Origin of the sequence: Leeia aquatica (assembly GCF_012641365.1) — a bacterium.
Classification (GTDB): Bacteria; Pseudomonadota; Gammaproteobacteria; order Burkholderiales; family Leeiaceae; genus Leeia; species Leeia aquatica.
In genome coordinates this window covers 1,189,909-1,214,739 of the sequence record NZ_JABAIM010000001.1, presented here as the reverse complement: position 1 = coordinate 1,214,739, position 24,831 = coordinate 1,189,909, and the positions used below count along the sequence as shown (strand labels likewise).

The window sequence follows — 24,831 nt, the reverse complement described above, 5'->3', positions numbered from 1 at the left end:
TTGATGTCATCATGGGGGCAGTGTGTTTCTGGGCAGGGGGCAGGGTGGATCAACAGGCAGGCAGTGGGCGGTTCGATGCGCTGGAGCTGCGTCGGCAACAATTCTTCACCCAGCCACGCCATTGGTTGTTGACCGGCGGGTCGGGTTTTCTTGGCCAAGCACTGGTGCATCGCCTGCTGGATGCCGAGCAACAGGTCAGTGTCTGGAGTCGAAACCCGGCAGGCACCGAGCGGCTGTTCGGGGGGCGGGTCTCCGTATTTCGCACCCTGGACGATCTGCCGGATACGGTACCCTTGCATGGCATCATCAATCTGGCCGGTGCGCCTATCGCCGGAGGCCGCTGGAGTCCGGCCCGGCAACAGCTGCTGCGTGACAGCCGGATAGCGCTGACCGATACCCTGCTGGCCTGGCTGTCCCGCCGAACGCAGCGCCCTGAAGTCCTGCTGTCCGGTTCCGCCATCGGTTTCTACGGTGTGCATGGTGATGAGGAACTGGATGAGCAGCAGCAGGGGCAGGATATCTTCATGTCTACCCTGTGCCAGGACTGGGAGCGTAGTGCTGAGGCCGCTACCCGTTTGGGCGTCCGCCTGGCGCTGCTGCGGACCGGGCTGGTGCTGGGCAATGCGGGAGGGGCCTTGCCGGCCATGCTGAAACCATTCCACTTCGGCATCGGCGGGCGCACGGGCAGCGGCCGGCAGTGGCTGTCGTGGATCCATCTGGAAGACTGGCTGGGCATCGTCGAGACGCTGCTGGCCACGCCCGAGGCCAGCGGGCCTTACAATCTGACCGCGCCGGAGCCGGTGATCAATGCCGAGTTCGCCCGCACCGCCGGGCAAGTACTGGGGCGGCCTGCCTGGCTACCGCTGCCGGCCTGGCCGCTGAAGCTGGCATTGGGCGAGATGGCCGATTTGCTGCTCACCGGGCAGCGAGTGCTGCCACGGCGCATGCAAAGCATGGGATACCGCTTCCGTTATCCGGCACTGCGGGCGGCACTGGAGCATTTGCTGCGGGACCAGGAGCCGCAGCAGCCCTGATGGAGGTCAGCGGGTCAGTTTGAGGCGCTCGCTCAGCTCCCGTACCTTGCTGACGGCGGCAATGTCGCCCTGATTGGCGGCTTCCTGATACCAGTTCAGCGCTTCCTGCAGGTCAACCTCCACCCCATAACCTTTCTCGTACAGGCTGCCCAGCACATACTGGGCGGCAATGTCGCCGCGCCGTGCCGCTTCCCGATACCAGTGGGCCGCCTGCACATCATCACGTGGCAAGGCCGCGCCACTGAAGTAACGGTTGGCCAGTTCCATTTGGGCGTCCACCTGATTCTGCTCGGCCGCCTTGCGATACCAGTCGATGGCCTGCGGCAGGTCTTTCTTCATGCCCAGCCCGCGCTCCAGCATCCAGCCCAGTCGATACTGGGCTTCGGCAAACCCTTGTTCAGCGGCCTTGCGTATCCACTGGCCGCCGGTTTTCGGGTTGGCTCGGGTTCCATCGCCATTCACCAGCATGGCGCCGTAGTTGTACTGGGAGGTGGGGTTGCCGGCCTTGGCCTCTTGCAGATAGCGCTGCAAGGCCAGCCTGGACTGGCCATGGTTAAAGGCATCATTGCCGGAGCCCGCCCAGCTCAGGCAAGGCAGGCAGAACAGCAACAGGAAGAATCGGCGCATGGTGTACTCCAGTCAGGGCTTGCTGGCTTGGTCGGTAACCTGCGCGCTTTTCTGTCAGCTCAGACGCGTTTTTCGTGCAGGCAATCCCAAGTCTGGGTCACGGTGCCGTCGTTGTCCACACTCTCCAGATGCACATTGAACCCCCACAGGCGTGCCACATGCTTGAGCACCTCGGTGGTATTGCCGTTCAGCGGGCGGCGCTGGTGCTGGAAGTGGCGCAGGGTCAGACTGCGGTCACCACGCACATTGACATTCCACACCTGGATGTTGGGTTCGCGCTGCGACAGATTGTAGTGCTCGGATAGCGTTTGCCGGATATGGCGGTACCCTTGGTCATCATGGATGGCGCTGACCTCCAGTTTGTCGCGACTATCATCATCCAGCACGCAGAACAGCCGTAGCTCCCGCATCAGACGTGGCGACAAGTATTGCGAGATAAAGCTCTCATCCTTGAAGTTGCGCATGGCAAAGTCCAGCGTTTCCAGCCATGGGCTACCTGCCAAATCGGGGAACCACTCACGGTCTTCGTCATCCGGGTTCTCGCAGATGCGCCGCAGATCGCGGTACATGGCGAAGCCCAGTGCATAGGGGTTGATCCCGCTGTACCAGCGGCTGCTCACCGGGGGCTGGTACACCACATTGGTGTGGGATTGCAGGAATTCCATGATGAAAGCATCGGTCACCAGACCCTCATCAAACAGGGTGTTGAGGATGGTGTAATGCCAGAAGGTGGCCCAGCCCTCGTTCATCACCTGTGTTTGTCGCTGCGGGTAAAAATACTGCGCCACCTTGCGCACAATGCGCACCACCTCACGCTGCCAGGGCTCCAGCAGCGGGGCATGCTTTTCGATGAAGTAGAGCAGGTTCTCCTGTGGTTCATCCGGAAAGCGACGTGGCTCGGTGTCTTGCTCATGTACGGCCTGGCGCGGCATGGTACGCCACAGCTCATTCACCTGCGATTGCAGGTAATCCTCGCGGTCACGCCGGCGTGCGGCCTCCTGTGCGAGCGACAGTCGCTGTGGCCGTTTGTAGCGATCGACGCCGTAGTTCATCAGGGCATGGCAGGAGTCCAGCAAGTCTTCCACGGTGTCGATACCATGGCGCTGCTCGCAATCAGCAATGTAATTCCGTGCGTACACCAGATAGTCAATGATGGAAGAGGCATCGGTCCAGGTGCGGAACAGGTAATTACCCTTGAAGAAGGAGTTGTGCCCATAAGCCGCATGGGCGATCACCAGTGCCTGCATCGGCATGGTGTTCTCCTCCATCAGGTAGGAGATGCAGGGGTTGGAGTTGATGACGATCTCGTACGCCAGCCCCATCTGGCCACGACGATAAGATTTCTCGGTCGACAGGAAGTGTTTGCCATAGGACCAGTGGTGGTACAGCACCGGCATGCCCACAGAAGCGTAGGCATCCATCATCTGCTCAGAGGTGATGATTTCCAGCTGGTTCGGATAGGTGTCCAGTTTATATCCGGCGGCTACGCGGGCAATTTCCTCGTGGTAGCGCTCGATCAGCTCAAACGTCCATTCGGACGGGGCGGGCAGGGGCTGGCGTGACATGGCGATGCTCCGTCAGGCTGCTGCGGTGGGAGACTGTTTCTTGAACAATTCGCGGAACACCGGGTAGATGTCCGCCGGGGTGCGGATCTTCTGCATGGCAAAGTAGCGATGGAACTCCTTCACATGGACATATTCATGCCACAGATTCTGCTCTGGGCCGTCGGTGATCTCGATATAGGCGAAGTACTGCACCAGCGGCATGATCTTGTCTGACAGCAAGGACTTGCAGAGCGGCGAATCGTTGTCCCAGTTATCGCCGTCGGACGCCTGTGCACCATAGATGTTCCACTCGGTGGGCGAGTAGCGGGCTTCAATCACTTCCAGCATCAGCTTCAGGGCGCTGGACACCACCGTGCCACCACTTTCGCGGGAGTGGAAAAAACCTTCCTCATCCACTTCGGTTGCCTGGGTGTGGTGACGGATGAAGACCACCTCGATCTTCTCGTAGGCACGGTTGAGGAAGAGATAGAGCAGGATGAAGAAACGTTTGGCAATATCCTTGCGTGACTCATCCATGGAGCCGGAGACATCCATCAGGCAAAACATCACCGCCTGATTGGTCGGGCGGGGTTGCTTCACCCGGTTGGTGTACTTGAGGTCAAACGGGTCAATGAAGGGGATGCCGAGGATGCGCCCCTTCAGCACATGAATCTTGTCCCGCAACATGGTGATCTCGCGGCGATCCTTTTCGTCATTGTCCTCTTCCAGCAGGCCCGCCAGATAATCTTCCATGCCCTTCAGACGGGTCTGCAATGGCTTGGAGAGTGCAATGCGGCGGCCGAGTGCGCCTTTCAGCGAGCGCACCACATGAATGTTGTTTGGCGTGCCCTCAGCCGTATAGCCGGCGCGTACGGTTTTCATTTCCTGCGACGCGCTGAGGTAGGTTTTCACCAGATTGGGCAGCTCGAGGTCTTCAAAGAAATACTGCAGAAATTCCTCGCGGGAGAGCTGGAACACGAAATCATCTTCGCCTTCGCCCTCATTGCTGGCCTGGCCGCTGCCACTGCCGCTTCCCCCGCCGCCGCGCGGCCGATTGATCTTGTCACCCCGGCTGTACTCCTCATTGCCGGGATGCACTCCTTCCCATACGCCACCCTGGCCGTGGCCGAACACCGGCTCGCTGATGTCGCGCGAGGGGATGGAGACCTGCTCGCCGCCTTCCATATCGGTAATGCTGCGGCCCTTGACCGCCTTGGTCACGGCCTGTTTGACCTGATTGCGGTAGCGGCGCAGGAAGCGCTCCCGGTTGATGGCACTCTTGTGCTTGCCATTGAGACGCCGGTCAATCAGCTGGTACATGTGCTTCTCCCGCATGTACCCGGCCACGTCGGGCGTGGCCGGGCGGGGCCGACATCGCGTCGGCGCCGGACCTCAGGACGACTTGCGTACCCGCAGGTACCACTCGCACAGCAGCCGGACCTGCTTCGGGGTGTAGCCCTTGTCCACCATGCGGTTGACGAAGTTTTCATGCTTGCGCTGATCTTCGGCACTGGCTTTGGCGTTGAAGGAAATCACCGGCAGCAGCTCCTCGGTGTTGGAGAACATCTTCTTCTCGATCACCATGCGCAGCTTTTCGTAGCTGGTCCACAGCGGGTTGTTGCCCGCATTGCTGGCACGCGCCCGCAGCACGAAGTTGACGATCTCGTTGCGGAAGTCCTTGGGGTTGCTGATGCCGGCGGGTTTTTCGATCTTCTCCAGTTCATTGTTGAGCGAGGCACGGTCAAAGCTCTCGCCGGTATCCGGATCACGGTATTCCTGGTCCTGAATCCAGTAATCGGCAAAGGTCACATAGCGGTCAAAGATGTTCTGGCCGTATTCGGAGTAGCTCTCCAGATACGCGGTCTGGATCTCTTTGCCGATGAACTCGACATAGCGGGAGGCCAGATATTCCTTCACATAGGCCAGATACTTCTGCTCCAGCTCCGGCTGGAACTGCTCACGCTCAATCTGCTGCTCCAGCACATAGAGCAGGTGCACCGGGTTGGCGGCCACTTCGGTATTGTCGAAGTTGAACACCTTGGACAGCACCTTGAACGCCCAGCGGGTCGAGATACCGGTCATGCCTTCGTCCACGCCCGCGTAATCGCGGTATTCCTGGATCGATTTGGCCTTGGGGTCGGTGTCTTTCAGGTTGTCGCCATCGTAGACCTGCATCTTGCTGTATACGCTGGAGTTTTCCGGCTCTTTCAGTCGGGTCAGCACCGAGAACTGGGCCATCATCTTCAGCGTACCAGGCGCGCAGGGGGCTTCGCACAGTGAAGAGGTGCGCACCAGTTTTTCGTAAATCTTCACTTCATCTGCCACCCGCAGGCAGTACGGCACCTTGACGATGTAGATGCGGTCGAGGAAGGCTTCGTTGTTCTTGTTGTTCTTGAACATCTTCCACTCGGATTCATTCGAGTGCGCCAGTACGATGCCGTCAAAGGGGATGGCACCGAAGCCTTCCGTGCCCTTGAAGTTGCCCTCCTGGGTGGCGGTCAGCAAGGGGTGCAGCACCTTGATCGGTGCCTTGAACATTTCCACGAACTCCAGCAGCCCCTGGTTGGCCAGACACAGACCACCGGAGTAGCTGTAGGCATCGGGGTCATCCTGCGCATACAGCTCCAGCTGGCGGATATCCACCTTGCCGACCAGGGCGCTGATGTCCTGATTGTTTTCATCACCCGGCTCGGTTTTGCTCACTGCGATCTGCCGCAGCACGGAGGGGTAGCGCTTGACCACGCGGAACTGACGGATGTCGCCGCCATACTCCTCCAGCCGTTTCACCGCCCACGGCGAGAGCACCTTGTTCAGATAGCGGCGCGGAATGCCGTAGTCGTCCTCCAGAATCTTGCCGTCTTCCGTGGCGCTGAACAGGCCGAGAGGCGATTCGTTGACTGGGGAATCCTTGATGGCATAGAAGGGCACCACTTCCATCAGCTGCTTCAGCTTTTCGGCAATTGAGCTCTTGCCACCGCCCACCGGGCCCAGCAGATAGAGAATCTGCTTGCGCTCTTCCAGCCCCTGCGCGGCGTGGCGGAAGAAGGCCACCACTTGCTCGATCACCTCTTCTGCGCCGTAGAATTCAGCGAAAGCCGGGTAGATCTTGATGGTTTTGTTGGTGAACAGGCGCGACAGCCGCGGGTCATTGCGAGTGTCGAGTAGCTCCGGCTCGCCAATGGCTTTCAGCATCCGCTCGGATGCGGTGGCATAGGCCATGGGGTCGGTCTTGCAGAGTTGCAGGTATTCTTCCAGCGAGTATTCTTCCTCGCGGGTACGGTCATAACGGCTGGCAAAGTTGCTGAAGATGTCCATGCGCCAATCTCCTTGTGCGGTATGCGGGCAGCCCTAAAGACTTAGGCGTCATTCTGTTGGCAGAATTCCCGGAGCCATCCTCTTTTCTTTCCTTGGGCGCCGTGGTTCCGTTGTGCTCACTTTGGGTATAGCACACCCCCCGAAGCGCAACATGAAAATTACCGTATAAATATATACCCCGTTGGGGTATTTGAAATAAGCTGCGCTAACGGTGTATGATGTGGACACCTTTCAGCTGGAAGCCTGCATGCAGGCAAGTCCATGAGCCACTACAGCATTGATGTCCCCATCAGCGGCATGACCTGCGCCGCGTGTGCCAGCCGTATTGAGCGGGTGCTGTCCCGTATTCCCGGCGTCGAGGCCGAGGTCAGCTTCGCCAATGAAACGGCCCGTTTGCAGTTTGACGATCAGCAGCACACGCTGACGTCGCTGTATGAAAAAATTACCCATACCGGGTATGGGATTAGACCTAATGTACAGGTCTGGTCGGTGCCGGGGCTGGCCTCCGCCGGGCAAACTGGCCCGTTGCAGCAACAGCTGCAGCGCCTGCCGCTGCAGCATTGGCAACTGAATCTGGCCGATGAAACTGTGCAGCTCAGCTTTTTGCCGGGGCTGTTGCAGGAGGCCACCCTGGTCGCAGCACTGGGCAAGGCGGGTTTTGTCGCGTCACTCGTCGAGGGGCAGACCGAGGCTCCAGCGCCGGGCTTTTGGCAGCAGCATGGCCGTCTGTTGCTGGCCATACTGCTGACCCTCCCTTTCTTGCCCGGCATGGTCAGCATGTTGCTGGGCAGCATGCACGGCATGCTGCCGCCGGTATGGCAATGGCTGCTGGCCACGCCGCTGCAATGCTGGCTGGGGGCACCCTTTTACCGCTCAGCCTGGCGGGCGGTCAGGGCCGGTGCGGCCAATATGGACGTGCTGGTGGCGCTGGGTACCAGCGCGGCGTACGGTTACTCGCTCTGGCTGTGGCTGGGTGAAGGATCGCCCCATCTGTATTTTGAGGCCAGCAGTGCCATCTTGACGCTGGTCATGCTGGGCAAGGCACTGGAAGGCCGGGCGCGGCGGCAAACCCAGGCGGCACTGATGGCATTGGCACAGCTGCGCCCCCAGCAGGCCCTGCGCTGGTCAGATGATGCGCAGGACTGGCTGTCCGTACCCACCCGTCAGCTGCAGACCGGTGACCGCTTCCTGCTTCGGGTTGGCGATGCGGTACCGGTGGATGGCCAAGTGAGAGAGGGCGAGGGCATACTGGACGAGGCCATGCTGACCGGCGAGAGTCTGCCCGTGGGCAAGCAGGCAGGGGCCACGGTGTTTGCCGGGACGGTGCTGCAGGCCGGGCGTCTGGTCTGTGAGGCGAGCGCAGTGGGTGAGGCGACCCAATTGGGACAGATCATCCGTCTGGTGCAGGAAGCACAGTCGTCGCGCGCACCGATCCAGCGCTTTGCCGATCAGGTCGCGGCCTGGTTTGTGCCAGCCGTGCTGGGTTTGGCAATACTGACCTTGCTGGGCTGGTGGGCCTGTGGTGGCAGCTTGTCGCAAGCCATCCCCCCGGCGATTGCGGTGCTGGTGATCGCCTGCCCCTGTGCGCTGGGGCTGGCAACCCCGACGGTGATCATGGTCGGGGTCGGCCAAGGCGCGCGTCACGGCATCCTGTTCCGTCATGCTGCCGGGCTGGAGCGGCTGGCACGCACCCGCCAGCTGGCGCTGGACAAGACCGGTACGCTGACCGAGGGCCATCCGGTGCTGCATGGCAGGGTCAGCTGGCAAGCTGGGCTCAGCGCCGAGACGATTTTGCGCTGGAGTGCTTGCCTGGAGCGCGAGGCTAACCATCCGCTGGCGGCAGCCATCTGCCGGGCCGCTGGCGCAGCGGAAAGCTTGCCGTTACGTGCGTTTCAGCAAGTGGTCGGGGAAGGGGTCCGTGCCGAGCTTGAAGTCGAGGGGCAATGGCGGACCTTGCAGCTCTTGGCCGCTGCCAGGGTGACACTGCCGGAAGCCGCGGCAGGACAGGTAGCTTCCTGGCAGGAGGAGGGGGCTACGGTGGTGGTGCTGGCCGAAGGGGAAACCCCGCTGGGCGCACTGGCGCTGGCCGATCCATTACGACCAGGCGGACGCGAGGCCTTGCACTGGTTGCGTACCGAGGGCATCACCCCACATATGCTGACCGGCGACCAGCCGCGTACGGCGGAGGCGGTAGCGCGCCAGCTTGGGCTGGAGGCGGTGAACGCGGGTTTGTCGCCCCAGGGCAAGGCCGAGCGTATTCAACAGTTGAAAGCCATGGGGCCGGTCGCCATGGTGGGCGATGGCATCAACGATGCGCCCGCGCTGACGGTGGCCGATGTGGGGCTGGCCGTCGCCTCAGGTTCGGACGTGGCGCGCGCCCAGGCCGATGTTACCCTGCTGCATGGCCGCTTGACCGATGTGGTCGCAGCGATTGACCTTTCACGGGCAACCGGGCGCAAAATCCGGCAGAACCTGTTTTTTGCCCTGTGCTACAACGCACTGGGTATTCCGCTGGCCATACTGGGCCAGCTCAATCCGGTCATAGCCGGGGCGGCCATGGCGCTCAGTTCGGTGTCTGTGGTCAGCAATGCCTTGCTGCTCAAGCGCTGGCGTCCCCCGCTGTGACCGCTCATCGAAAAGGTATGTCATGGAAACCCTGATTCTGGAACTGGATGGCATGAGTTGCGGCGGCTGCGTGGCCAGCGTGCAAAAGATACTGAGCAGCCAGGCGGGCGTGCAGTCGGCCACGGTCAGCCTCAGCCCGCAGCAGGCCGAAATACAGTTTGACCCGGCCCAGACCGGGCGGCCACAGCTGGTCAAAGCGATTGAGGAAGCCGGTTATGACGTCCGCTGACGACCACGCCCATTGCTCACCGGACGACCGCCAGACGGTACAGCCGCATAAGGACGCGCTGCTGCGTCGCCTGCGCCGGGTAGAGGGGCAGGTGCGGGGCGTGGCCGGCATGGTGGAAGGCGATCGCTACTGCATCGACATCCTCACACAGATCAGCGCCATCCGCTCAGCGCTCGACGCGGTAGCACTGCAACTGCTGGAAGACCACACCCGTGGCTGCGTCCGGCATGCCTTGCAGAGCGGCGACGGCGAGCGGGCCATTGAGGAATTGCTGCATGTGGTGGGGCGCTTCAGCCGCTGATCCTTCATGACAATTGACTGGCTGCTCAGCTGACAAACGGTGCTTGGCAGGGTGGGGGCATGGGCGTATAAATGATCCCAAGTCACTGCCGTGGAGGACAAATTTGACCGAACAGCATGCAGTTGATGAAGGTATCCAGGCAGCCATTCTGGAAGATCGCCGCCACAGTGAACGTCGGCAAATCCCGCAGGCTGAGGATCGTGACTGGCAGCTTGCCAACCTGCTACTCAATGGCAATGAGCGTCGGCAGTCACGTGGGCGTCGGGTGAGCGATCTGCACTGATTTCACACCAAGACCGGATCTTCCGGTGCAAAGGCCCGGCATGGGCCAGCCGACCTGAGGTCGGTCAAAGAGCGAGCCAAGGCTCGCTCTTTTCATTTCCGGCTGTGGCTGGCCCCTCCGGGTAACTGACCCGTTTGCACCATTGCGGAATAACCAAGTGAATCTTCCTGCTTTGGGGTGAGGTGGCACTGTGCTAGATTGTGCTGATTGTCTTCCCAACCCGATTGCAAAGAGGTGCGCATGAAGTTCGAAACCCTGGCCGTGCACGGTGGCTACAGCCCCGATCCCACCACCCGCGCGGTGGCCGTACCGATCTACCAGACCACCAGCTACGCCTTCGACAGCACCCAGCACGGGGCAGACCTGTTCGACCTCAAGGTGCAGGGCAATATCTACACCCGCATCATGAACCCGACCACCTCGGTGCTGGAGCAGCGGCTGGCTGAGCTGGAGGGAGGCATCGGCGCGCTGGCGCTGGCTTCCGGGCAGGCGGCCATCACCTACGCGATCCAGACCATTGCGGAAGCGGGCGACAACATTATTGCTACCAGCACCCTGTACGGTGGGACGTACAACCTGTTTGCCCACACCCTGCCGCAGTATGGCATTGAGGTACGCTTTGTCGATTACCGCGAGCCGGGCCAGGTTGCTGCGCTGGTGGATGAGCGCACCAAGGCAGTGTATGTGGAGTCGATCGGCAATCCGCTGGGCAATGTGGTGGACTTTGGTGCCTTTGCGCAGGTGGCGCACGCCAATGGTTTGCCACTGATCGTGGACAATACGGTGCCCACGCCGTACCTGACCCGGCCATTCGAGCACGGTGCCGACATCGTGGTGCATTCGCTGACCAAATACCTGGGCGGTCATGGCACCAGCATTGGCGGCGCAATTGTGGATAGCGGCAAGTTCCCTTGGGCGGAACACAAGGCCCGCTTCCGCCGCCTGAACGAACCGGATGTGTCCTATCACGGCGTGGTGTACACCGAAGCGCTGGGCGCGGCGGCTTATATTGCCCGCGCCCGGGTGGTGCCGCTGCGCAATATGGGTGCGGCCATTTCGCCGTTCAACAGCTTCCTCATTCTGCAAGGTATTGAAACCCTGGCCCTGCGCATGGACCGCCATGTTGAAAACGCCACCAAGGTGGCCGAATTCCTGCAAGGTCATGCCAAGGTGGAGTGGGTCAACTACGCCGGGCTGGCCGGACATGAGTCGCGCGGCTTGGTGGACAAGTACTTCGGTGGCCGTGCTTCCGGTCTGCTGACCTTTGGCGTGAAAGGTGGGCGCGAGGCGGGTGGCCGCTTCCAAGATGCGCTGCAGCTGATCACCCGCCTGGTGAATATTGGCGATGCCAAGTCGCTGGCGTGCCATCCGGCCTCCACCACTCACCGCCAGCTGAACCCGGACGAACTGAAGAAGGCGGGCGTCAGCGAAGACATGGTGCGCCTGTCGATCGGCATCGAGCACATCGACGACATTCTGGCCGACCTCGATCAGGCGCTGGCTGCAGCCTGATGTTCTGCCCGGCAGCGCCCGTGCGGGTGCTGCCGGTGTTCTGTCTAGCCCATCTCCGGCCCGTGCGGATTGCTCAGCGCATTCAGCACGTGGTCACGCCAGGCCCCGTTGATATACAGGTAGGCCGGGGCATAGCCTTCGCGTACAAATCCCAGTCGTTGCAGCACACCGGCACTGCGCAGATTGTCCGGCAAGTGGTTGGCCTGAATGCGGTGCAGCTTTAGTGCGTTGAACGCATGATCAATCAGCAGACGCAAAGCCTCGGTCATTACCCCTTGCCCCTGGGCCTGTTCATCCAGCCCGTAGCCGAGGTTACAGGCCTGAAAAGGGCCGCGCTGGATGGCGCTCAGATTGGCATTGCCGATAATGTGGTCTGGCTGTTCCGGCTTGAACAGTACAAAGCGGTATTCCCGATCCTCCGCCACATCCTTGTTGGCCTTCTCGATGCGCTGCTGGTGCCAAGCCAGGGTATAAAAACCCTCCGGGTATGGGGGATCAAAGCGACGAAAAAAGTCAGCGTTGCGTTGGTAATAGTCCAGCACCGCTGCGGCATCACTCGGCCTCGGAATACGCAAGCTGATCCGGCTGCCATGCAATTCCGGGTGGTCAGGGGAGGGCATGAGCTATCCTTTCTTGCGGATCGGTTGCGGTGGAATCGGGAAGCGGGCCGGGTGCACTGTTAACCGTTGCGCGCGCGGCAGCGGTGACGGTTCGTGATTCAGATATGCCGCCAGCACTTCACCGGCCAGCGGGGCGGTGATCAGGCCACGGGTGCCGTGCGCCAGCGTGGCAAACAGGCCAGGCAAGGCAGGCAGGGCGGCTTCGCCGGGTTGCAGCAAGGGTTGCCCCAGCCGACGTGGCGTGATGACGGCATCCAGATCCGCCAGCGGGCCAATCAGTGGGCTGTAGTCCGGGCACACGGCGCGGAACGCCGCGCGCCCACCCAGCCCCGCTAGATTTTGCCCGCCCGCCAGTCGCGCTTGCCAGCCCGGGCCATCCAGCGCCGCATGCAGGCCGGGGTGCAGTTGCCGCAGGGTATGCAGATTATCCAGATGTCCGGCGTGGGTGACGGCGGTATCGCTGGCATGTGGCTCAAAGGTGGCGCCTAGCGCATGCAGGCCTTGCCGTGCCGGTGCCACATAGCCTTCGGCGCACACCACGGTACGCAGTGACTGGCTGGCCACGGTCGCGGGCAGGTAGCTGACCTGCCCTTTCAGGGTGCGGATCGGCAAGCAGGGTTGCCACTGCCGGGCGTGGTGGGCATTGGCCAGCACCAATACCGGTGCCTGCCACTGCTCGCCACTGGCGGAGTGTACCTGCCAGCCTTGCTCATGTTGTTGCAACTGCGTAATGCTCTGGCTGCAGTGCACGCTGATCAGCGGATGCGTGGTCAGTGCCTGACACAGCGCAGGCGGATGTACCCAGCCGGCTTGCGGGAAAAACAGCCCGCCTTGTGACATGCTCACCCCGGCTAGTGTGCTGGCGGTGGCGGCATCTACGGGCTGTAGTAGTGATGTGGGTAGGTCCAGCGCTGCCAGTTGTTGTATGCGCTCGGCTTCGTCGACATCAAACGCCAGCTGCAGCACACCGCAGCGGCTGGCACGCTCACCATCCCAGCCCAGCAGGGGGGCCATGATGCGCTGGCTGTACTGTAGCCCAGCCAGGATGAGCTGAGCCAGCGGCCCCATCTTGGGGGCCAGTCGCGCATACAGCACGCCAGCGGCATTGCCGGAGGCTTCCTGCGCCAGGCCTGGGTGCTGCTCCAGCAGGGTCACCCTCCAGCCGCGCCGCGCCAGGCTCCAGGCCGCCGCACAGCCTGCCATGCCGCCACCCAGCACAATGGCCTCGCGGGGCGTGCCGGATACCGGTCGATAGTGCTGCAAGGCATGCTGGCTGCCGGGCTGCAGCCGCTGCCCGGCCAGCATCTCGCGCTTGCGGCCATGCCCCGGCGCCCGTGCCACTTCAAAGCCCGCCTCCTGCAAACCCCGGCGGACATGCCCCGCGCTGGTAAAGGTGGCCAGCGTGCACGCTGGCGCGGCCAGCCGGGCCAGCTGGGCATAGAGGGCCGGGTTCCACATCTCCGGGTTACGTGCGGGGGAGAAGCCGTCCAGAAACCAGGCATCCACTTGCGCTTCCAGCTCCGGCAAAGTCTGGTTGATGTCGCCGATCAGCAGGGTGAGGCTGACGTGGGCATCCAGATGCAGGCGGTGGAAGCCGGGAGCGAGGTCATGCCACACCGCGTGCAAGGTGGCTGCCAGTTCGGCCAGCTCGGGCCAGGCCGCATGCGCCTGCTGTAGTTCCGCCAGGCTGAGCGGCCACGCTTCGCCGCTGACAAAGTGCAGATGGGCATCAGTCGGAGCGACTTGCCGCCATAGTTGCCACGCCGCCAGCAGGTTAAGGCCGGTACCAAAGCCGGTTTCACCGATCACGAAGTGAGCGCCTGAGGGCAGGTGCGACCAGCGCTCCGCTAACTGGTTATGTTGCAGGAACACATGGCGTGTCTCGTCCAGCCCGCTGTCACGTGAGAAGTACACGTCGCCATACTGGCTGGAATAGGGCTGGCCGTCGTGCCATTCAAGTGGGGGTCGACTCATGGGGGCTTTCCCGGCAGGGTTTGGGATGATAGCCCTGTTGCAGGGTAGTGGCGAGCCTTGTCTTTTGTTTGAACAATGTTTATTGTTTGAACATTGTTCAATTATTGAAGATTCCATGAGCCTGAGCCAACAACGCCGTGCGGCTGAACGTACGGCACTGGAACACACCATCATGCAGGCGGCCCGGCAGTTGCTGGTCGAACACGGGGTGGAGGGCATGACACTGCGCAAACTGGCGGCCGCGATTGGTTACGCCCCGGCCACGGTGTACAGCTACTTTGCCGACAAGGATGCGCTGCTGTACCGGCTGGTGCTGGACGATTTCAGCGCGCTGTCTGCCGAGATGGCCGATTTGCTGCCGATGGCGGACCCGGTAGCGCGCCTGCGCGAGATGCTGTGGGTTTATGCCCGCTTCGGGCTGCATCATCCGCATGCCTATCAGTTGATGTTCATGCATCCCTTACCCGTACCCTCGCAGCAGTTTGCCGAGCGCAAGGACAATCCGGGGCGTGATGGCTACGCCGCCTTGCGGTTGGCGCTGGCAGAAGCCCAGGGCATCCCGGCCGACGCCACCCCGGCACTGGAGCTGGCGACGCAAAGCCTGTGGGCGGGGATACATGGCGTGGTGTCACTTGAGTTGGCGCTGCGTCACGATGATTGGGTGACCTGGCAGGCGGTCGAGGCGCGTATCGGTCAGATGATCGACCTGCTGCTGAACGGATTATTGTCCTCAAGGAGTACATCATGAAGTGGATGGGTATGGCAGCCGCCAGTATGGCAACCTTTACCGCCGGGCTGCATCTGGTTGGCGGTGGTATGGACGTGGTCACCCCGTTCCTGAAGGTGCCCATGCCGCAGGAATTGCAACTGATACTCTATGCCTGCTGGCATCTGGTGAGCGTGATGTTGCTGGCCTCCGCCTGGGTATTGTGGTCTGGCCTCCGGCACCCCGCCGACCCGCAGCGGCGGGGCCGGGTGCAAGTGGTGCTGGCCTGGTGGGCTGCCGGTACCCTGGTATTCTGGGTGATTGCCTTGCGACAGGCCGGTTGGGCGGGGTTGTGGCTGATGCCGCAATGGATATTGTTCCTGCCGGTGCTGCTGCTGGGTTATGGCTGGTTGCAGGGCACACGCCATCAGGTGTTGAAAAGCGCCCCGTCAGGTCTTGCGGCGTAGGAACTTGAGGCCGGACCAGGTCTCGTCAATGGCACAAACCTTGACATCCACCCAGCCGTGCGGGAGTCCGGCCGCCCGTACGCCATCTTCCCGAATGTCGGTGGCGACACCGGAGGCCTTCTTCGGCCAGGCAATCCACAGCATGCCGCCAGGGCTCAGGTCGGTCAGCAGGTCCGGAAAGTCTCTGCTTAAATCCGCCTGGCGGATATAAAAAGCCAGTAACAGGTCGCACCCTGCCTGACGCTGCGGGTACAGTGTAGCGGCAGCGGGAAAGGGTGCCAGCAGGTTAACAAAGCATTCCGGCGCATGGTGCAAGGCCATCTGCTGACCTTCCTTTAGCCCCAGCTTGCCGATCAGAGGTTTGCCGCTGTATCCCGCCATCATGACTCCCCGCTACCGTTCTTGCCAAGTATTGTGGCACAGCTCGCCCAAGAGAGGCCGCTGGTCGATCCTGCTGTCGGGCTGCGGCTTAAGGTCAGGATAAGCGACTCTCGCTATGGTGTGCACTCTCGCGCAGGCATGATGGCGTGAACCCCGTGCAGCTGGGGGCGTCAAAGTGGATACGCACCAGACTGATATCGTTAAACAAGACAGTCTCCAGCTGTTGGCGTAAGATGCGACCGGCCCTCCGGGAACGGTGGCGGATACAGGACCTGATAATGTTGAAAGAGAAGCAATCACGCCTGCTGGCGAACCGGTTTGGCCCGTTGGTGGTGCTGGCGGCGCTATTGCTGGGCTTGTCCCTGCTGACCCGCATTGCGCTGCTGGTGCTGGCGCATGCCAATATGGACTGGAGCCCGCTCAACTTGCTGCGGGTGTTCGGGGTAGGCCTGTTTTTCGATCTGGTGGCGCTCAGTTACTTCATGATTCCGCTGGTGGTCTACCTGTGGCTGATGCCGGACCGCTGGTATCGCCATCGCATTCAGACCTGGTGGCTGCAGCTCAGCTTTGTCGGGCTGGTGTTCCTGCTGTTGTTCACCGCAGCCGGTGAGTGGGTGTTCTGGGGCGAGTTTGGCTCCCGGTTCAACTTCATCGCTGTGGATTATCTGCTGTATACACAGGAAGTGGTCCGCAATATCCAGGAATCTTATCCAGTCGGCGCCATCCTGTCCGGCCTGCTGCTGGTGGCGCTGGTGCTGATCTGGCTGTGCCGCCCGGCACTACGGCCATCCTGGCAGCAAGCCAGCCGCTGGCAAGCCCGCACGGGTGTGGCGGCGCTCCTGCTGCTGTTACCCGTGTTGTCCTACTGGCTGGTGGATTACAAGCAGAAAGACTTGAGCAGCAACACCGTGGTCAACCAGTTGTCTGGCAATGGCATTTATGAATTCTTTGCCGCCAACCGCAATAATGAGCTGGATTACGCCACCTTCTACGCCAGCGAGCCGGATGAAAAAGTGCTGCGCCGTCTGCGCACCCTGCTGAAGACCCCGGAATCCACCTTCATCAGCGAAGATCCCCGTCAGCTGGCGCGTACCGTTCGCTACCCCGGTCCGGAAAAGCGGATGAATGTGGTGTTGATCTCGGTGGAGAGCTTGTCCGCCGATTTCATGGCCAGCTTTGGCAACACGCAAGGCATTACGCCGCAGCTGGATGCCCTGGCCAAGCAAAGCCTGATGTATACCAACCTCTATGCGTCTGGTACCCGTACCGTGCGTGGTCTGGAAGCCTTGTCGCTGGCGCTGCCACCCACCCCCGGCCAGAGCATTGTTCGCCGTCCGGATAACGAAAACCTGTTCTCGCTGGGTTACGTGTTCCGCAGCAAGGGATACGACAGTCAGTTTCTTTACGGTGGCTATGGCTACTTCGACAATATGAACCACTTCTTTGGCAGCAACAGCTACCGGGTGGTGGACCGTACTGCGCTGAGCGACAAAGACGTTCACTTTGAGAATGTGTGGGGGGTGGCTGACGAAGACCTGTTCACCCTGGCGCTGCGGCAGATGGACCAGAGCGTCGCCGGTGGCAAGCCTTTCTTCAGCCACATCATGACCACCAGTAACCACCGGCCCTTCACCTACCCGGCCGGGCGTATCGACATTCCCCCGGACAGCAAGAGCCGCGAAGGTGGCGTCAAATACACCGACTGGGCGATTGGCGACTTCATTCGCCGGGCGCAGAAGAAGCCCTGGTTCGACAACACCTTGTTTGTGATCACCGCCGACCATTGTGCTTCCAGCGCGGGCAAGACCGATCTGCCAGTGGATCGCTACCATATTCCGCTGATGGTGTATGCCCCCAAGGTGATCCAGCCCGGCGTGATGCCACGCCTGATGGCGCAGGTGGATCTGGCACCGACCCTGCTGGGCTTGCTGAATTTCAGTTACACCAGCCACTTCTTCGGTTACGATATCGCCACGCTGGAGCCGGGCCGGGAGCGGATTTTCATCGCCACCTACCAGGATATTGGTTACCTCAAGGATGGCAAACTGGCTATCCTGTCGCCACGCAAGCAGGTCAAAACCGTGCTGCCCAACTTCAGTGATGGCAGTGCAGTAGGCTTGCCGGATGATCCAGCGCTGCGGGATGACGCCATCGCCTGGTATCAGGGGGCGTCCTACCTGTTTCGAAACAAGACTTCGCGCCTGCCACCGTTACCGTGATCACCCAACCCGCTGTCGGTTTTTATCGTCGCCAGAGCCTATGGCTGCTGGCGAGCGCCTGTCTGCTGTTGCTGCTGTTTGAGCTGACCCGGCTGGACTACTGGATCAGCAATGCGTTCTACGATGCCGCCAGCCGGACGTTCCCGCTGCAGAATGCCTGGTTTCTGGAAACCGTGGTACACAAATGGGTGAAGTACGCGCTGCTGACCTTGGCCGTTGGCCTGGGTGTGCAAGCGTGGCGCACCCGCGGGAGTGAGCGTCGTTTTTACCTGTTTCTGGTGGCGGGCATGCTGCTGGCCCCCACGGTGGTCAGCCTGCTGAAAGCCATCAGCGACCGGCCTTGCCCGTGGGGTACGCTGGAGTATGGCGGCAGCCTGCCTCATCTGCCGCTGTGGCAAAGCTTGCCGGCGGGACTCAAGCCCGGGCACTGCTTCCCGGGTGGCCATGCGTCCGGTGGCTTTGGGCTCTTGGTGTTCTGGTTCTGGGGGCGGCAGCATTCAAGCCGTCGTGCTGCCCTGTTATGGAGCGGCGCGCTGTTGCTGGGCCTGCTGATGGGATGGAGCCAGGTGGCACGTGGCGCGCATTTTCTTTCGCACAACCTGTGGTCGGCCTGGGTGTGCTGGGCGGTCATCGTGGCGCTGCATGCCCTGTGCTATGGGCGCAAGGCGGTTTCACTTCAGGCCAGCGAAGCCACTTTGCCCGAGTGAGCTGACCGGTAGCTGGCCGCTGAGCAGGGACCAGGCCATCATTAGCCAGAACACTCCTCCGATGAGCAAGACCAGGCGATTGGCCGGTGTCAGGCGGTCGTTGCGGTCGTGCCCCGGTACCAGCAGCTGATTGTGCTGGTTGATGGCGGCCTGGGCCACCAGCAAGGGTACCACTTCCAATAGGGAGAGCAGGATGCCCAGCAGTGGCCAGGCTCCGGCCTGCATCATCAGAGTACTGGCCAGCAGGTTGAGCACAATCAGGACGATGGCCCACAGCCCGGCCGCCAGTGGCTCGCCCGCATGGTGTTCGCGTTGAGCGTCAGCAAAGCGCCGAAACAGAAAGTAGACAAACGGGATCGCAAAAATGGCGCGCAGCAGCGGCAGCAGCGAGCGATGCTCGCGTTCCTCAATGCGGGACCAGTGCATGTAAAACCAGAAGGGGATGTAGAAGCCCAGGCTGCCTATCGTCATGCACAGCAGCTTGTAGGTAGACACCGCAAAAAACGGTGCGCGCTCCCCATTCATGGCTTATTCCGGCTGCTGGCGGCTGTAGCGCACAAAGGCATAGTGCATGCCTTGCGCACTTTGGTGGGGATCACGCGCTGCTTCCCGAAACTGCGCCGCATCAAATTCGGGGAAAAAGGTGTCGCCCTCAGGGGTAATATCCATCTCGGTTAGCAGCAGGGTATCGGCATCTGGCAGTGCCTGCCGGTACAACTCCGCACCACCGATGACGAACACCCGCCCCTCCGTCGCGCAGGCCGCATAGGCTTCATGCAGGCTGTGCGCCACCTCCACGCCTTCAGCCTGCCAGTCTGACTGCCGGGTGATGACGATGTTGCGTCGTTTGGGCAAGGGGCGGCCCAGTGATTCAAAGGTTTTGCGCCCCATCAGCACCGTATGGCCTTCGGTCTGGGCCTTGAAGTAGCGCAAATCTTCCGGCAAGTGCCATGGCATCTTGTTATCCAGCCCGATCACCCGGTTACGGGCGACAGCAGCAATCAATACCAGCTCGGCAGGGCGCGCCATGACTTCTCCATCCAGCAATCAACCGCGGCAGCTTACTGGAATCAGGGCAGGCCCTCAAGCCAGCCGGTACGCCTCCAGGATGCCTTGCTGTTGCCGGGAGAGTTGCTGCAGGTGTGTGGCGCTGCCAGAAGACTCCTGGGCGGCTACGCTGGCTTCTTCCGTCATCTGCGCGATCTGCTCGACATTGGCGGCCATGCTGCTGCTGGCAGCGCTTTGCTGCTGGATGGCGCTGGCAATGTCGCTGACCATGCCTTCGGTGCGGTGTGCGGCTTCTCCGATGCGGGCCATGGCTTGATCCGCGTGGTCCGCACGGCTTACACTTTGTGACACCAGTGATTCAGCTTCCTGCATCCGGTCCGCCGCCTGCTGGCTTTGCTGGCGCATGGCGGCGATGGTGGCGGCAATCTCCTGGGTGCTGGCCGAGGTACGCTCCGCCAGTTTGCGCACCTCATCGGCCACCACGGCAAAGCCACGTCCTTGTTCGCCTGCACGTGCGGCTTCGATGGCGGCATTGAGTGCCAGCAGATTGGTCTGGTCCGCCACCTCCTTGATGACCGCCAGCACCGAGCCGATCTGCTGGCTATGTGCCTCCAGTTCGCGGATGCTGCCTGCCACTTGGCTGACCGTCTGGCTGACGCTGCGAATGTCGGTAATGGTCTGGCCGATGATGCTGGAGCCTTCGCGCGCCAGCTGACCAGAGTCTCGCGCCAGTTGATGGGCATCACTGGAACGCTCGGCGATGTGATTGATGCTGACGGTCATCTGCTCAACAGTTGCCGCGACGGCTGCGGATGATTCGCTTTGCTTGGAGGCCGACTGGGACAACTGGCTGGCTGTTTGCGCCATCTGCTGGGCTGCAACGGCGACTTCTCCAGCCCCACCATAGAGCTGTTGCAGATTGGCTTGCAGACGTTCGAGCAGGGTATTGAACGCAGTCACGGTTTCGCCGATTTCATCCTGGTGCAGTACCTGTGACCGGCTGGTGAAATCCAGTTGCTGGCTGACCTTGCTGACGGTTGCCTTTAGCTGTTGCAGCGGCGTTCGGATGGCCTTGATCAGCCACAGCGCCAACACGGTGGACAAGCCAAGGGCCAGCAAGGTGATGATGATGGACCACAGCCGACCCTGCTGGTAGCGTGCGCTCGCATTTTCGTGAGCTTGTTCTGTCTGGCCGTGGATATAGGCAATATGCGCCTTGATGCCATCCATCAGTGCCTGCAATCGGGGCCCGGCAACCGTGGCTGCATTGGTACGGGCTTCATCCTTCTTGCCGGTGCGAGACAATTCAAGCGTAATCTGTCGTTTCTCACGATACTGCGCCAGCAGGGCGCGGTCCGCCTCCAGTAACTGTCGGTCCTTGTCGTCAGAGGCGAGGTTCTTCTGGTAGTAATCCAGGGTGGCATCCAGCGCTTTGTCCGTCTTGGCGATCTCCTGATCCAGCGCAGCCATCTTGGCCGCATCCGGGTTCAGGATATGCTGCAATACAAAGGTTCGGATTAGCAGCGCCTGCCGATCCATGTCCGCCACCGCCTCGATACTGGGCACATAGTTATCAGCAAGATTGGTGATTTCGTCATGCATGCGCGAGGACTGCACGAGGCCGGTGACCCCCACCAGCAACAGGCCAGCAATGGCGGTGGACAGGGTCAGCATCAGGCGGCGGGTCAGGGTCATGATGGCTCCAGGGCTGCAGGTGGCAGCGATATATCTGGACTATAGGACACCCCTTGCCATTGTCCAGCCCGGTAGCTGCGCTGACCCTGATCGTTAGCGCAGGTTTGCCACGCCGGGCTCAGTCTTCCGCCAGCTCAATGCCGGGCAAGGTGCTCAGGCTGTGATCGCGGATGATGCGCAGGAAGTCCTGGACATAGGCCTGTTCGCCAAAGCTATGCCACGTGGCGGCATACAAGGTACGCCAGAGACCATGTTCGCCAATCCGCTTGGCCAGCACATAACCCCGGTCCACATAGGGCTGCACGCTCCAGTTGGGCAGCGCTGCCAGCCCGCGTCGGCTGGCCACCAGTTGCAAGATGGCGACTGTGGATTCGGTGGTGCGGCGCTGCGCATGCAAACCAGCGGGCTTCAGTACCTGCTGGATCAGGTCGATCAGTTCTTCCGGCACCGCATAGGTAATCAGGGTATCCGCGGCGAAGTCACTGCCCTGCAAACGCTCGGTGCCCGCCAGCGCATGCCGCCGCCCCACCAATCCGACAATCTCGAAGCGGAACAGGGGATGGTAGTGAATGCCGGGGCGGGCAGGGGTTTCGGTCACAATCGCCAGATCGGCTTTGCCGTCGACCAGCAGGTTGACCGGGTCGGTGTGGAAACCCGAGAGGATGTCTTGCTCGATTTCCGGCCAGTGCTCGCGCAGCTGGTCCATGGCGGGCATCAGCCAGTCAAAACAGGTATGGCACTCCACCGCTATGCGCAAGTCCCCGGCATCACCACTGGCCAGCCGGGCCAGATCCCGTTCTGCGGTCTGAGTCAGGTCCAGTACCTGTTCCGCCAGTTGCAGCAGGCGCAGCCCGGCTGGGGTGAACTTGATCGGCTGGCTCTTGCGCTCGAACAGCTTGAGGCCGTAATGCTCCTCCAGCGCCAGAATCTGGTGCGAGAGGGCCGATTGGGTCAGAAACAAGGTCTTGGCCGCGGCGGACAAGGTGCCGGTGCGGGCCAGTGCGTGCAACAGGCGCAAATGCTTGTGGTCGATCATGTCTTTGTATGAGATTTTTTATTGATTATAGCAAATATTATTCGTTTTTCTAATTTACGGCGTGCGCTTACCATGGCTACCAGGTAACGGAGGGCCGTTGCCACTGCCTGCCGCATTGGGTGCGGTATGTGCAGCATCCCGATTGATGAGTGAACAATGGGAGCCATCCTCATGAGCAAGACACACAACCTCGGTTTTCCCCGCATTGGCCGGGAACGCCAATTGAAGTTTGCGCAGGAACAATTCTGGCGCGGCGAGCTGAGCGCCGCACAGCTGCAGGATACCGCCGCCACTTTGCGTGCCCAACACTGGCAGTGGCAACGTGAGGCCGGGCTGGACTGGGTGCCAGTGGGCGACTTTGCCTTGTATGACCAAGTACTGAATCTGACCGCCCTGCTGGGCAACGTCCCGGCGCGTTATGGCTTTAGTGGTGGTGAAGTGGGTCTGGATACCTATTTTGCCATGGCGCGTGGTACGGCCTCCGCCCCGGCCATGGAAATGACCAAGTGGTTTGACACCAACTACCACTATATCGTCCCGGAGTTCACCGCAGACAGCCGGTTTGAACTGTCCTCCCATGCGCTGTTTGACGAAGTACAGGAAGCCCAGGCCCAGTCGATCCCTGCCAAGGTGGTGCTGCTCGGTCCCGTGTCCTATCTCTTCCTTGGCAAGAGCAAGCAGGCGGGGTTTGACCGCCTGAACCTGCTACCCCGCTTGTTGAAGGCCTATGCCAGCCTCTTGCTGCGTCTGCACGGCCTGGGTGTGCAATGGGTACAGCTGGATGAACCGATTCTGGCGCTGGATCTGGATGAGCCATGGCTGGCGGCTTTCCAGCAGGCTTACCCGCTGCTGGCAGAGCAGGGTATCCCGATTCTGCTGGCCAGTTACTTTGGCGATGTGTCCCGGCACTTGCCCTTGCTGACCCGCTTGCCGCTGGCCGGGGTGCATATAGATGTGGTGCGTGCACCGGAGCAATTGTCTGTGTTTGCCGCACAGTGGCCGCAAGACCGGGTGCTGTCGGTTGGCATTGTGGATGGGCGCAATGTCTGGCGTGCTGACCTGCGGCAGAAGCTGGCCCAGTTGAGCGAGGTGGCCGATCGGGGTGAGCAGCTGTGGCTGGCACCGAGCTGCTCCTTGCTGCATGTGCCGGTGGATCTGGCGGCTGAGCAGAAGCTGGATGCTGAGTTGAAATCGTGGCTGGCGTTTGCGCGGCAGAAGCTGGATGAAGTGGCGGCCTTGTCGCACGCCCTGAACCAGGGTGAGTCTGTGGTGTCTGCCATTTTGGCGGACAGTGACCAGGCTGCTGCCTCCCGCCGCAGCTCGACCCGTATTCATAATGCCGCTGTGGCAGCCCGTCTGGCGGCTCTGACGGCCGCGGATGCCGAGCGCGACGCGCCATTTGCAGTGCGGCAAGTCAGCCAGCAGGCGCACCTGAACCTGCCGGCTTTCCCCACCACTACCATTGGTTCCTTCCCGCAAACGCAGGACATCCGCAGTGCGCGTGCCGCGTTCAAGCGGGGTGAACTGGATGAGGCCGGTTACCTGGCCGCCATGAAGAGCGCCATCCGTCTGGCCGTCGCCAAGCAGGAAGAGCTGGGGCTGGATGTACTGGTGCACGGCGAAGCTGAGCGCAACGACATGGTCGAGTACTTTGGCGAGCAGCTGTCGGGCTATGCCTTCAGTCAGAACGGCTGGGTGCAGAGCTACGGTAGCCGCTGCGTGAAGCCACCGCTGATTTTTGGGGATGTGTCCCGGCCGCAAGCGATGACGGTGGCGTGGAGCCGCTTTGCCCAGACCCTGACGGCTCGCCCGATGAAGGGCATGCTAACCGGCCCGGTCACCATGTTGCAGTGGTCCTTTGTTCGGGACGATCAGCCCCGCGCGCTGACAGCCCGGCAAATTGCGCTGGCCCTGCGAGATGAGGTGTGTGATCTGGAAGCGGCTGGTATCCGTGTCATCCAGATTGACGAACCGGCCATTCGTGAAGGCTTGCCGTTGCGCCGTGCCGATTGGGATGCCTACCTGCAATGGGCGGTGGAAGCGTTCCGTCTGTCGGCCAGCGGCGTACAGAATGAAACGCAGATTCACACCCATATGTGCTACTCGGAGTTCAACGACATCCTGCCGAGCATTGCCGCGATGGATGCGGATGTGATCACCATCGAGACCTCACGCTCGGACATGGAGCTGCTGGACGCCTTTGCGGCCTTCAACTACCCGAACGACATCGGCCCCGGTGTGTACGACATCCACTCGCCACGCATCCCTGCGGTCGACGAGATGGTGCGCCTGCTGGAGAAAGCACGGCAGGTGATCCCGGCGGAACGCTTGTGGGTGAACCCGGACTGCGGCCTGAAGACCCGTGGCTGGCATGAAACCGAAGCGGCCCTGCGCCATATGGTGCAAGCGGCACGGCAGTTGCGGGAAACGGCTACAGCCTGAGTTGGGCTTGACCATCCAGCCCCGCCCTTGTTGCGGGGTTTTTTATTGCGTGTCGCGAACCACGAAAAAAAGCGCTGCCCCTTGGGCAGCGCATCAACATATGGAG

The 24,831-nt window shown here is 61.4% G+C and carries 22 protein-coding genes; 11 read left to right on the top strand and 11 right to left on the bottom strand.

What is annotated here, in order from left to right; all coding sequences use genetic code 11:
• Positions 1 to 11: 11 nt before the first annotated feature.
• Positions 12 to 1,034, top strand: a complete 1,023-nt coding sequence (locus tag HF682_RS06245; protein ID WP_168876346.1) for a TIGR01777 family oxidoreductase — start codon at positions 12 to 14, stop codon at positions 1,032 to 1,034.
• A 6-nt stretch (positions 1,035 to 1,040) separates the two neighbouring features.
• Here HF682_RS06245 and HF682_RS06240 read toward each other — a convergent pair whose 3' ends face one another.
• The 4 genes from HF682_RS06240 to HF682_RS06225 form a co-directional block, all read right to left on the bottom strand.
• Positions 1,041 to 1,661, bottom strand: a complete 621-nt coding sequence (locus HF682_RS06240) for a tetratricopeptide repeat protein (RefSeq protein WP_168876345.1) — start codon at positions 1,659 to 1,661, stop codon at positions 1,041 to 1,043.
• A 59-nt stretch (positions 1,662 to 1,720) separates the two neighbouring features.
• Positions 1,721 to 3,226 carry a SpoVR family protein gene (locus HF682_RS06235; protein WP_168876344.1) on the bottom strand — a complete coding sequence of 502 codons (1,506 nt, stop codon included), beginning with the start codon at positions 3,224 to 3,226 and terminating at the stop codon, positions 1,721 to 1,723.
• Positions 3,227 to 3,238: 12 nt separating this feature from the next.
• Positions 3,239 to 4,525 carry a YeaH/YhbH family protein gene (locus HF682_RS06230; RefSeq protein WP_168876343.1) on the bottom strand — a complete coding sequence of 429 codons (1,287 nt, stop codon included), beginning with the start codon at positions 4,523 to 4,525 and terminating at the stop codon, positions 3,239 to 3,241.
• 72 nt (positions 4,526 to 4,597) lie between these two features.
• Entirely contained in the window at positions 4,598 to 6,520 is a 1,923-nt protein-coding gene (locus HF682_RS06225) for a PrkA family serine protein kinase (protein ID WP_168876342.1), read from the bottom strand.
• 261 nt (positions 6,521 to 6,781) lie between these two features.
• On the opposite strand from HF682_RS06225, the gene HF682_RS06220 reads away from it, so the two are divergent.
• From HF682_RS06220 to HF682_RS06200, 5 genes are all read left to right on the top strand, one after another.
• The gene (locus HF682_RS06220) at positions 6,782 to 9,145 is read left to right on the top strand and encodes a heavy metal translocating P-type ATPase (protein WP_168876341.1); all 2,364 of its coding nucleotides are present in this window, start codon (positions 6,782 to 6,784) and stop codon (positions 9,143 to 9,145) included.
• Positions 9,146 to 9,167: 22 nt separating this feature from the next.
• Positions 9,168 to 9,374, top strand: coding sequence for a heavy-metal-associated domain-containing protein (locus HF682_RS06215; protein ID WP_168876340.1), 207 nt, complete (start codon positions 9,168 to 9,170; stop codon positions 9,372 to 9,374).
• Complete coding sequence (locus HF682_RS06210) at positions 9,361 to 9,675, top strand: metal-sensitive transcriptional regulator (RefSeq protein ID WP_168876339.1); 315 nt, start codon at positions 9,361 to 9,363, stop codon at positions 9,673 to 9,675. Before HF682_RS06215 ends, HF682_RS06210 begins: the two co-directional genes overlap by 14 nt.
• Positions 9,676 to 9,778: 103 nt before the next feature.
• Positions 9,779 to 9,958: a hypothetical protein gene (locus HF682_RS06205; RefSeq protein WP_168876338.1), complete on the top strand. Its 180-nt coding sequence runs from the start codon at positions 9,779 to 9,781 to the stop codon at positions 9,956 to 9,958.
• Between the two features lie 240 nt (positions 9,959 to 10,198).
• The gene (locus tag HF682_RS06200) at positions 10,199 to 11,470 is read left to right on the top strand and encodes an O-acetylhomoserine aminocarboxypropyltransferase/cysteine synthase family protein (protein ID WP_168876337.1); all 1,272 of its coding nucleotides are present in this window, start codon (positions 10,199 to 10,201) and stop codon (positions 11,468 to 11,470) included.
• Between the two features lie 44 nt (positions 11,471 to 11,514).
• Here HF682_RS06200 and HF682_RS06195 read toward each other — a convergent pair whose 3' ends face one another.
• On the bottom strand, positions 11,515 to 12,090 hold the full coding sequence (locus HF682_RS06195; RefSeq protein ID WP_168876336.1) for a GNAT family N-acetyltransferase: 576 nt from the start codon (positions 12,088 to 12,090) through the stop codon (positions 11,515 to 11,517).
• Between the two features lie 3 nt (positions 12,091 to 12,093).
• Positions 12,094 to 14,064: a bifunctional tRNA (5-methylaminomethyl-2-thiouridine)(34)-methyltransferase MnmC2/FAD-dependent 5-carboxymethylaminomethyl-2-thiouridine(34) oxidoreductase MnmC1 gene (gene mnmC / locus HF682_RS06190; RefSeq protein ID WP_168876335.1), complete on the bottom strand. Its 1,971-nt coding sequence runs from the start codon at positions 14,062 to 14,064 to the stop codon at positions 12,094 to 12,096.
• A 115-nt stretch (positions 14,065 to 14,179) separates the two neighbouring features.
• Between mnmC and HF682_RS06185 the strand changes: the two genes are divergently transcribed.
• Together HF682_RS06185 and HF682_RS06180 are read left to right on the top strand one after the other, a co-directional pair.
• Positions 14,180 to 14,812: a TetR/AcrR family transcriptional regulator gene (locus HF682_RS06185; protein WP_168876334.1), complete on the top strand. Its 633-nt coding sequence runs from the start codon at positions 14,180 to 14,182 to the stop codon at positions 14,810 to 14,812.
• Positions 14,809 to 15,237 carry a hypothetical protein gene (locus tag HF682_RS06180; RefSeq protein ID WP_168876333.1) on the top strand — a complete coding sequence of 143 codons (429 nt, stop codon included), beginning with the start codon at positions 14,809 to 14,811 and terminating at the stop codon, positions 15,235 to 15,237. The genes HF682_RS06185 and HF682_RS06180 overlap by 4 nt, the downstream gene beginning before the upstream one ends.
• On the opposite strand, the gene HF682_RS06175 is transcribed toward HF682_RS06180, so the two are convergent.
• Positions 15,220 to 15,621, bottom strand: a complete 402-nt coding sequence (locus HF682_RS06175; RefSeq protein ID WP_205881917.1) for a hypothetical protein — start codon at positions 15,619 to 15,621, stop codon at positions 15,220 to 15,222. The two genes, HF682_RS06180 and HF682_RS06175, sit on opposite strands and share 18 nt — an antisense overlap.
• Positions 15,622 to 15,896: 275 nt before the next feature.
• On the opposite strand from HF682_RS06175, the gene HF682_RS06170 reads away from it, so the two are divergent.
• Together HF682_RS06170 and HF682_RS17790 are read left to right on the top strand one after the other, a co-directional pair.
• Positions 15,897 to 17,837: an LTA synthase family protein gene (locus HF682_RS06170; RefSeq protein ID WP_168876332.1), complete on the top strand. Its 1,941-nt coding sequence runs from the start codon at positions 15,897 to 15,899 to the stop codon at positions 17,835 to 17,837.
• Positions 17,834 to 18,544, top strand: a complete 711-nt coding sequence (locus HF682_RS17790) for a phosphatase PAP2 family protein (RefSeq protein ID WP_168876331.1) — start codon at positions 17,834 to 17,836, stop codon at positions 18,542 to 18,544. The genes HF682_RS06170 and HF682_RS17790 overlap by 4 nt, the downstream gene beginning before the upstream one ends.
• Here HF682_RS17790 and HF682_RS06160 read toward each other — a convergent pair.
• The 4 genes from HF682_RS06160 to HF682_RS06145 all read right to left on the bottom strand — a co-directional run bounded on the left by HF682_RS06160 (position 18,509) and on the right by HF682_RS06145 (position 22,283).
• Entirely contained in the window at positions 18,509 to 19,069 is a 561-nt protein-coding gene (locus HF682_RS06160; protein ID WP_168876330.1) for a hypothetical protein, read from the bottom strand. The two genes, HF682_RS17790 and HF682_RS06160, sit on opposite strands and share 36 nt — an antisense overlap.
• Before the next feature lie 3 nt (positions 19,070 to 19,072).
• A complete protein-coding gene (locus HF682_RS06155; protein ID WP_168876329.1) occupies positions 19,073 to 19,573 on the bottom strand; it encodes a dihydrofolate reductase in 501 nt (166 codons plus the stop codon).
• 54 nt (positions 19,574 to 19,627) lie between these two features.
• Positions 19,628 to 21,247 carry a methyl-accepting chemotaxis protein gene (locus tag HF682_RS06150; protein WP_168876328.1) on the bottom strand — a complete coding sequence of 540 codons (1,620 nt, stop codon included), beginning with the start codon at positions 21,245 to 21,247 and terminating at the stop codon, positions 19,628 to 19,630.
• Between the two features lie 118 nt (positions 21,248 to 21,365).
• Complete coding sequence (locus HF682_RS06145) at positions 21,366 to 22,283, bottom strand: LysR family transcriptional regulator (protein ID WP_168876327.1); 918 nt, start codon at positions 22,281 to 22,283, stop codon at positions 21,366 to 21,368.
• A 171-nt stretch (positions 22,284 to 22,454) separates the two neighbouring features.
• Between HF682_RS06145 and metE the strand changes: the two genes are divergently transcribed.
• Complete coding sequence (gene metE, locus HF682_RS06140) at positions 22,455 to 24,725, top strand: 5-methyltetrahydropteroyltriglutamate--homocysteine S-methyltransferase (RefSeq protein ID WP_168876326.1); 2,271 nt, start codon at positions 22,455 to 22,457, stop codon at positions 24,723 to 24,725.
• The last annotated feature ends 106 nt before the right edge of the window (positions 24,726 to 24,831 follow it).

Excerpts from the sequence above, each read along its gene's own strand:
- mnmC (WP_168876335.1), bottom strand. The coding sequence starts at position 14,064 with ATGAGTCGACCCCCACTTGAATGGCACGACGGCCAGCCCTATTCCAGC.
- HF682_RS06200 (WP_168876337.1), top strand. The coding sequence starts at position 10,199 with ATGAAGTTCGAAACCCTGGCCGTGCACGGTGGCTACAGCCCCGATCCC.
- HF682_RS06230 (WP_168876343.1), bottom strand. The coding sequence starts at position 4,525 with ATGTACCAGCTGATTGACCGGCGTCTCAATGGCAAGCACAAGAGTGCC.
- HF682_RS06145 (WP_168876327.1), bottom strand. The coding sequence starts at position 22,283 with ATGATCGACCACAAGCATTTGCGCCTGTTGCACGCACTGGCCCGCACC.
- HF682_RS06220 (WP_168876341.1), top strand. The coding sequence starts at position 6,782 with ATGAGCCACTACAGCATTGATGTCCCCATCAGCGGCATGACCTGCGCC.
- HF682_RS06185 (WP_168876334.1), top strand. The coding sequence starts at position 14,180 with ATGAGCCTGAGCCAACAACGCCGTGCGGCTGAACGTACGGCACTGGAA.
- HF682_RS06195 (WP_168876336.1), bottom strand. The coding sequence starts at position 12,090 with ATGCCCTCCCCTGACCACCCGGAATTGCATGGCAGCCGGATCAGCTTG.
- HF682_RS06240 (WP_168876345.1), bottom strand. The coding sequence starts at position 1,661 with ATGCGCCGATTCTTCCTGTTGCTGTTCTGCCTGCCTTGCCTGAGCTGG.
- metE (WP_168876326.1), top strand. The coding sequence starts at position 22,455 with ATGAGCAAGACACACAACCTCGGTTTTCCCCGCATTGGCCGGGAACGC.
- HF682_RS06160 (WP_168876330.1), bottom strand. The coding sequence starts at position 19,069 with ATGAATGGGGAGCGCGCACCGTTTTTTGCGGTGTCTACCTACAAGCTG.
- HF682_RS06155 (WP_168876329.1), bottom strand. The coding sequence starts at position 19,573 with ATGGCGCGCCCTGCCGAGCTGGTATTGATTGCTGCTGTCGCCCGTAAC.
- HF682_RS06210 (WP_168876339.1), top strand. The coding sequence starts at position 9,361 with ATGACGTCCGCTGACGACCACGCCCATTGCTCACCGGACGACCGCCAG.
- HF682_RS06170 (WP_168876332.1), top strand. The coding sequence starts at position 15,897 with ATGTTGAAAGAGAAGCAATCACGCCTGCTGGCGAACCGGTTTGGCCCG.
- HF682_RS06235 (WP_168876344.1), bottom strand. The coding sequence starts at position 3,226 with ATGTCACGCCAGCCCCTGCCCGCCCCGTCCGAATGGACGTTTGAGCTG.
- HF682_RS06180 (WP_168876333.1), top strand. The coding sequence starts at position 14,809 with ATGAAGTGGATGGGTATGGCAGCCGCCAGTATGGCAACCTTTACCGCC.
- HF682_RS06225 (WP_168876342.1), bottom strand. The coding sequence starts at position 6,520 with ATGGACATCTTCAGCAACTTTGCCAGCCGTTATGACCGTACCCGCGAG.
- HF682_RS06175 (WP_205881917.1), bottom strand. The coding sequence starts at position 15,621 with ATGATGGCGGGATACAGCGGCAAACCTCTGATCGGCAAGCTGGGGCTA.
- HF682_RS06245 (WP_168876346.1), top strand. The coding sequence starts at position 12 with ATGGGGGCAGTGTGTTTCTGGGCAGGGGGCAGGGTGGATCAACAGGCA.
- HF682_RS06150 (WP_168876328.1), bottom strand. The coding sequence starts at position 21,247 with ATGACCCTGACCCGCCGCCTGATGCTGACCCTGTCCACCGCCATTGCT.
- HF682_RS06215 (WP_168876340.1), top strand. The coding sequence starts at position 9,168 with ATGGAAACCCTGATTCTGGAACTGGATGGCATGAGTTGCGGCGGCTGC.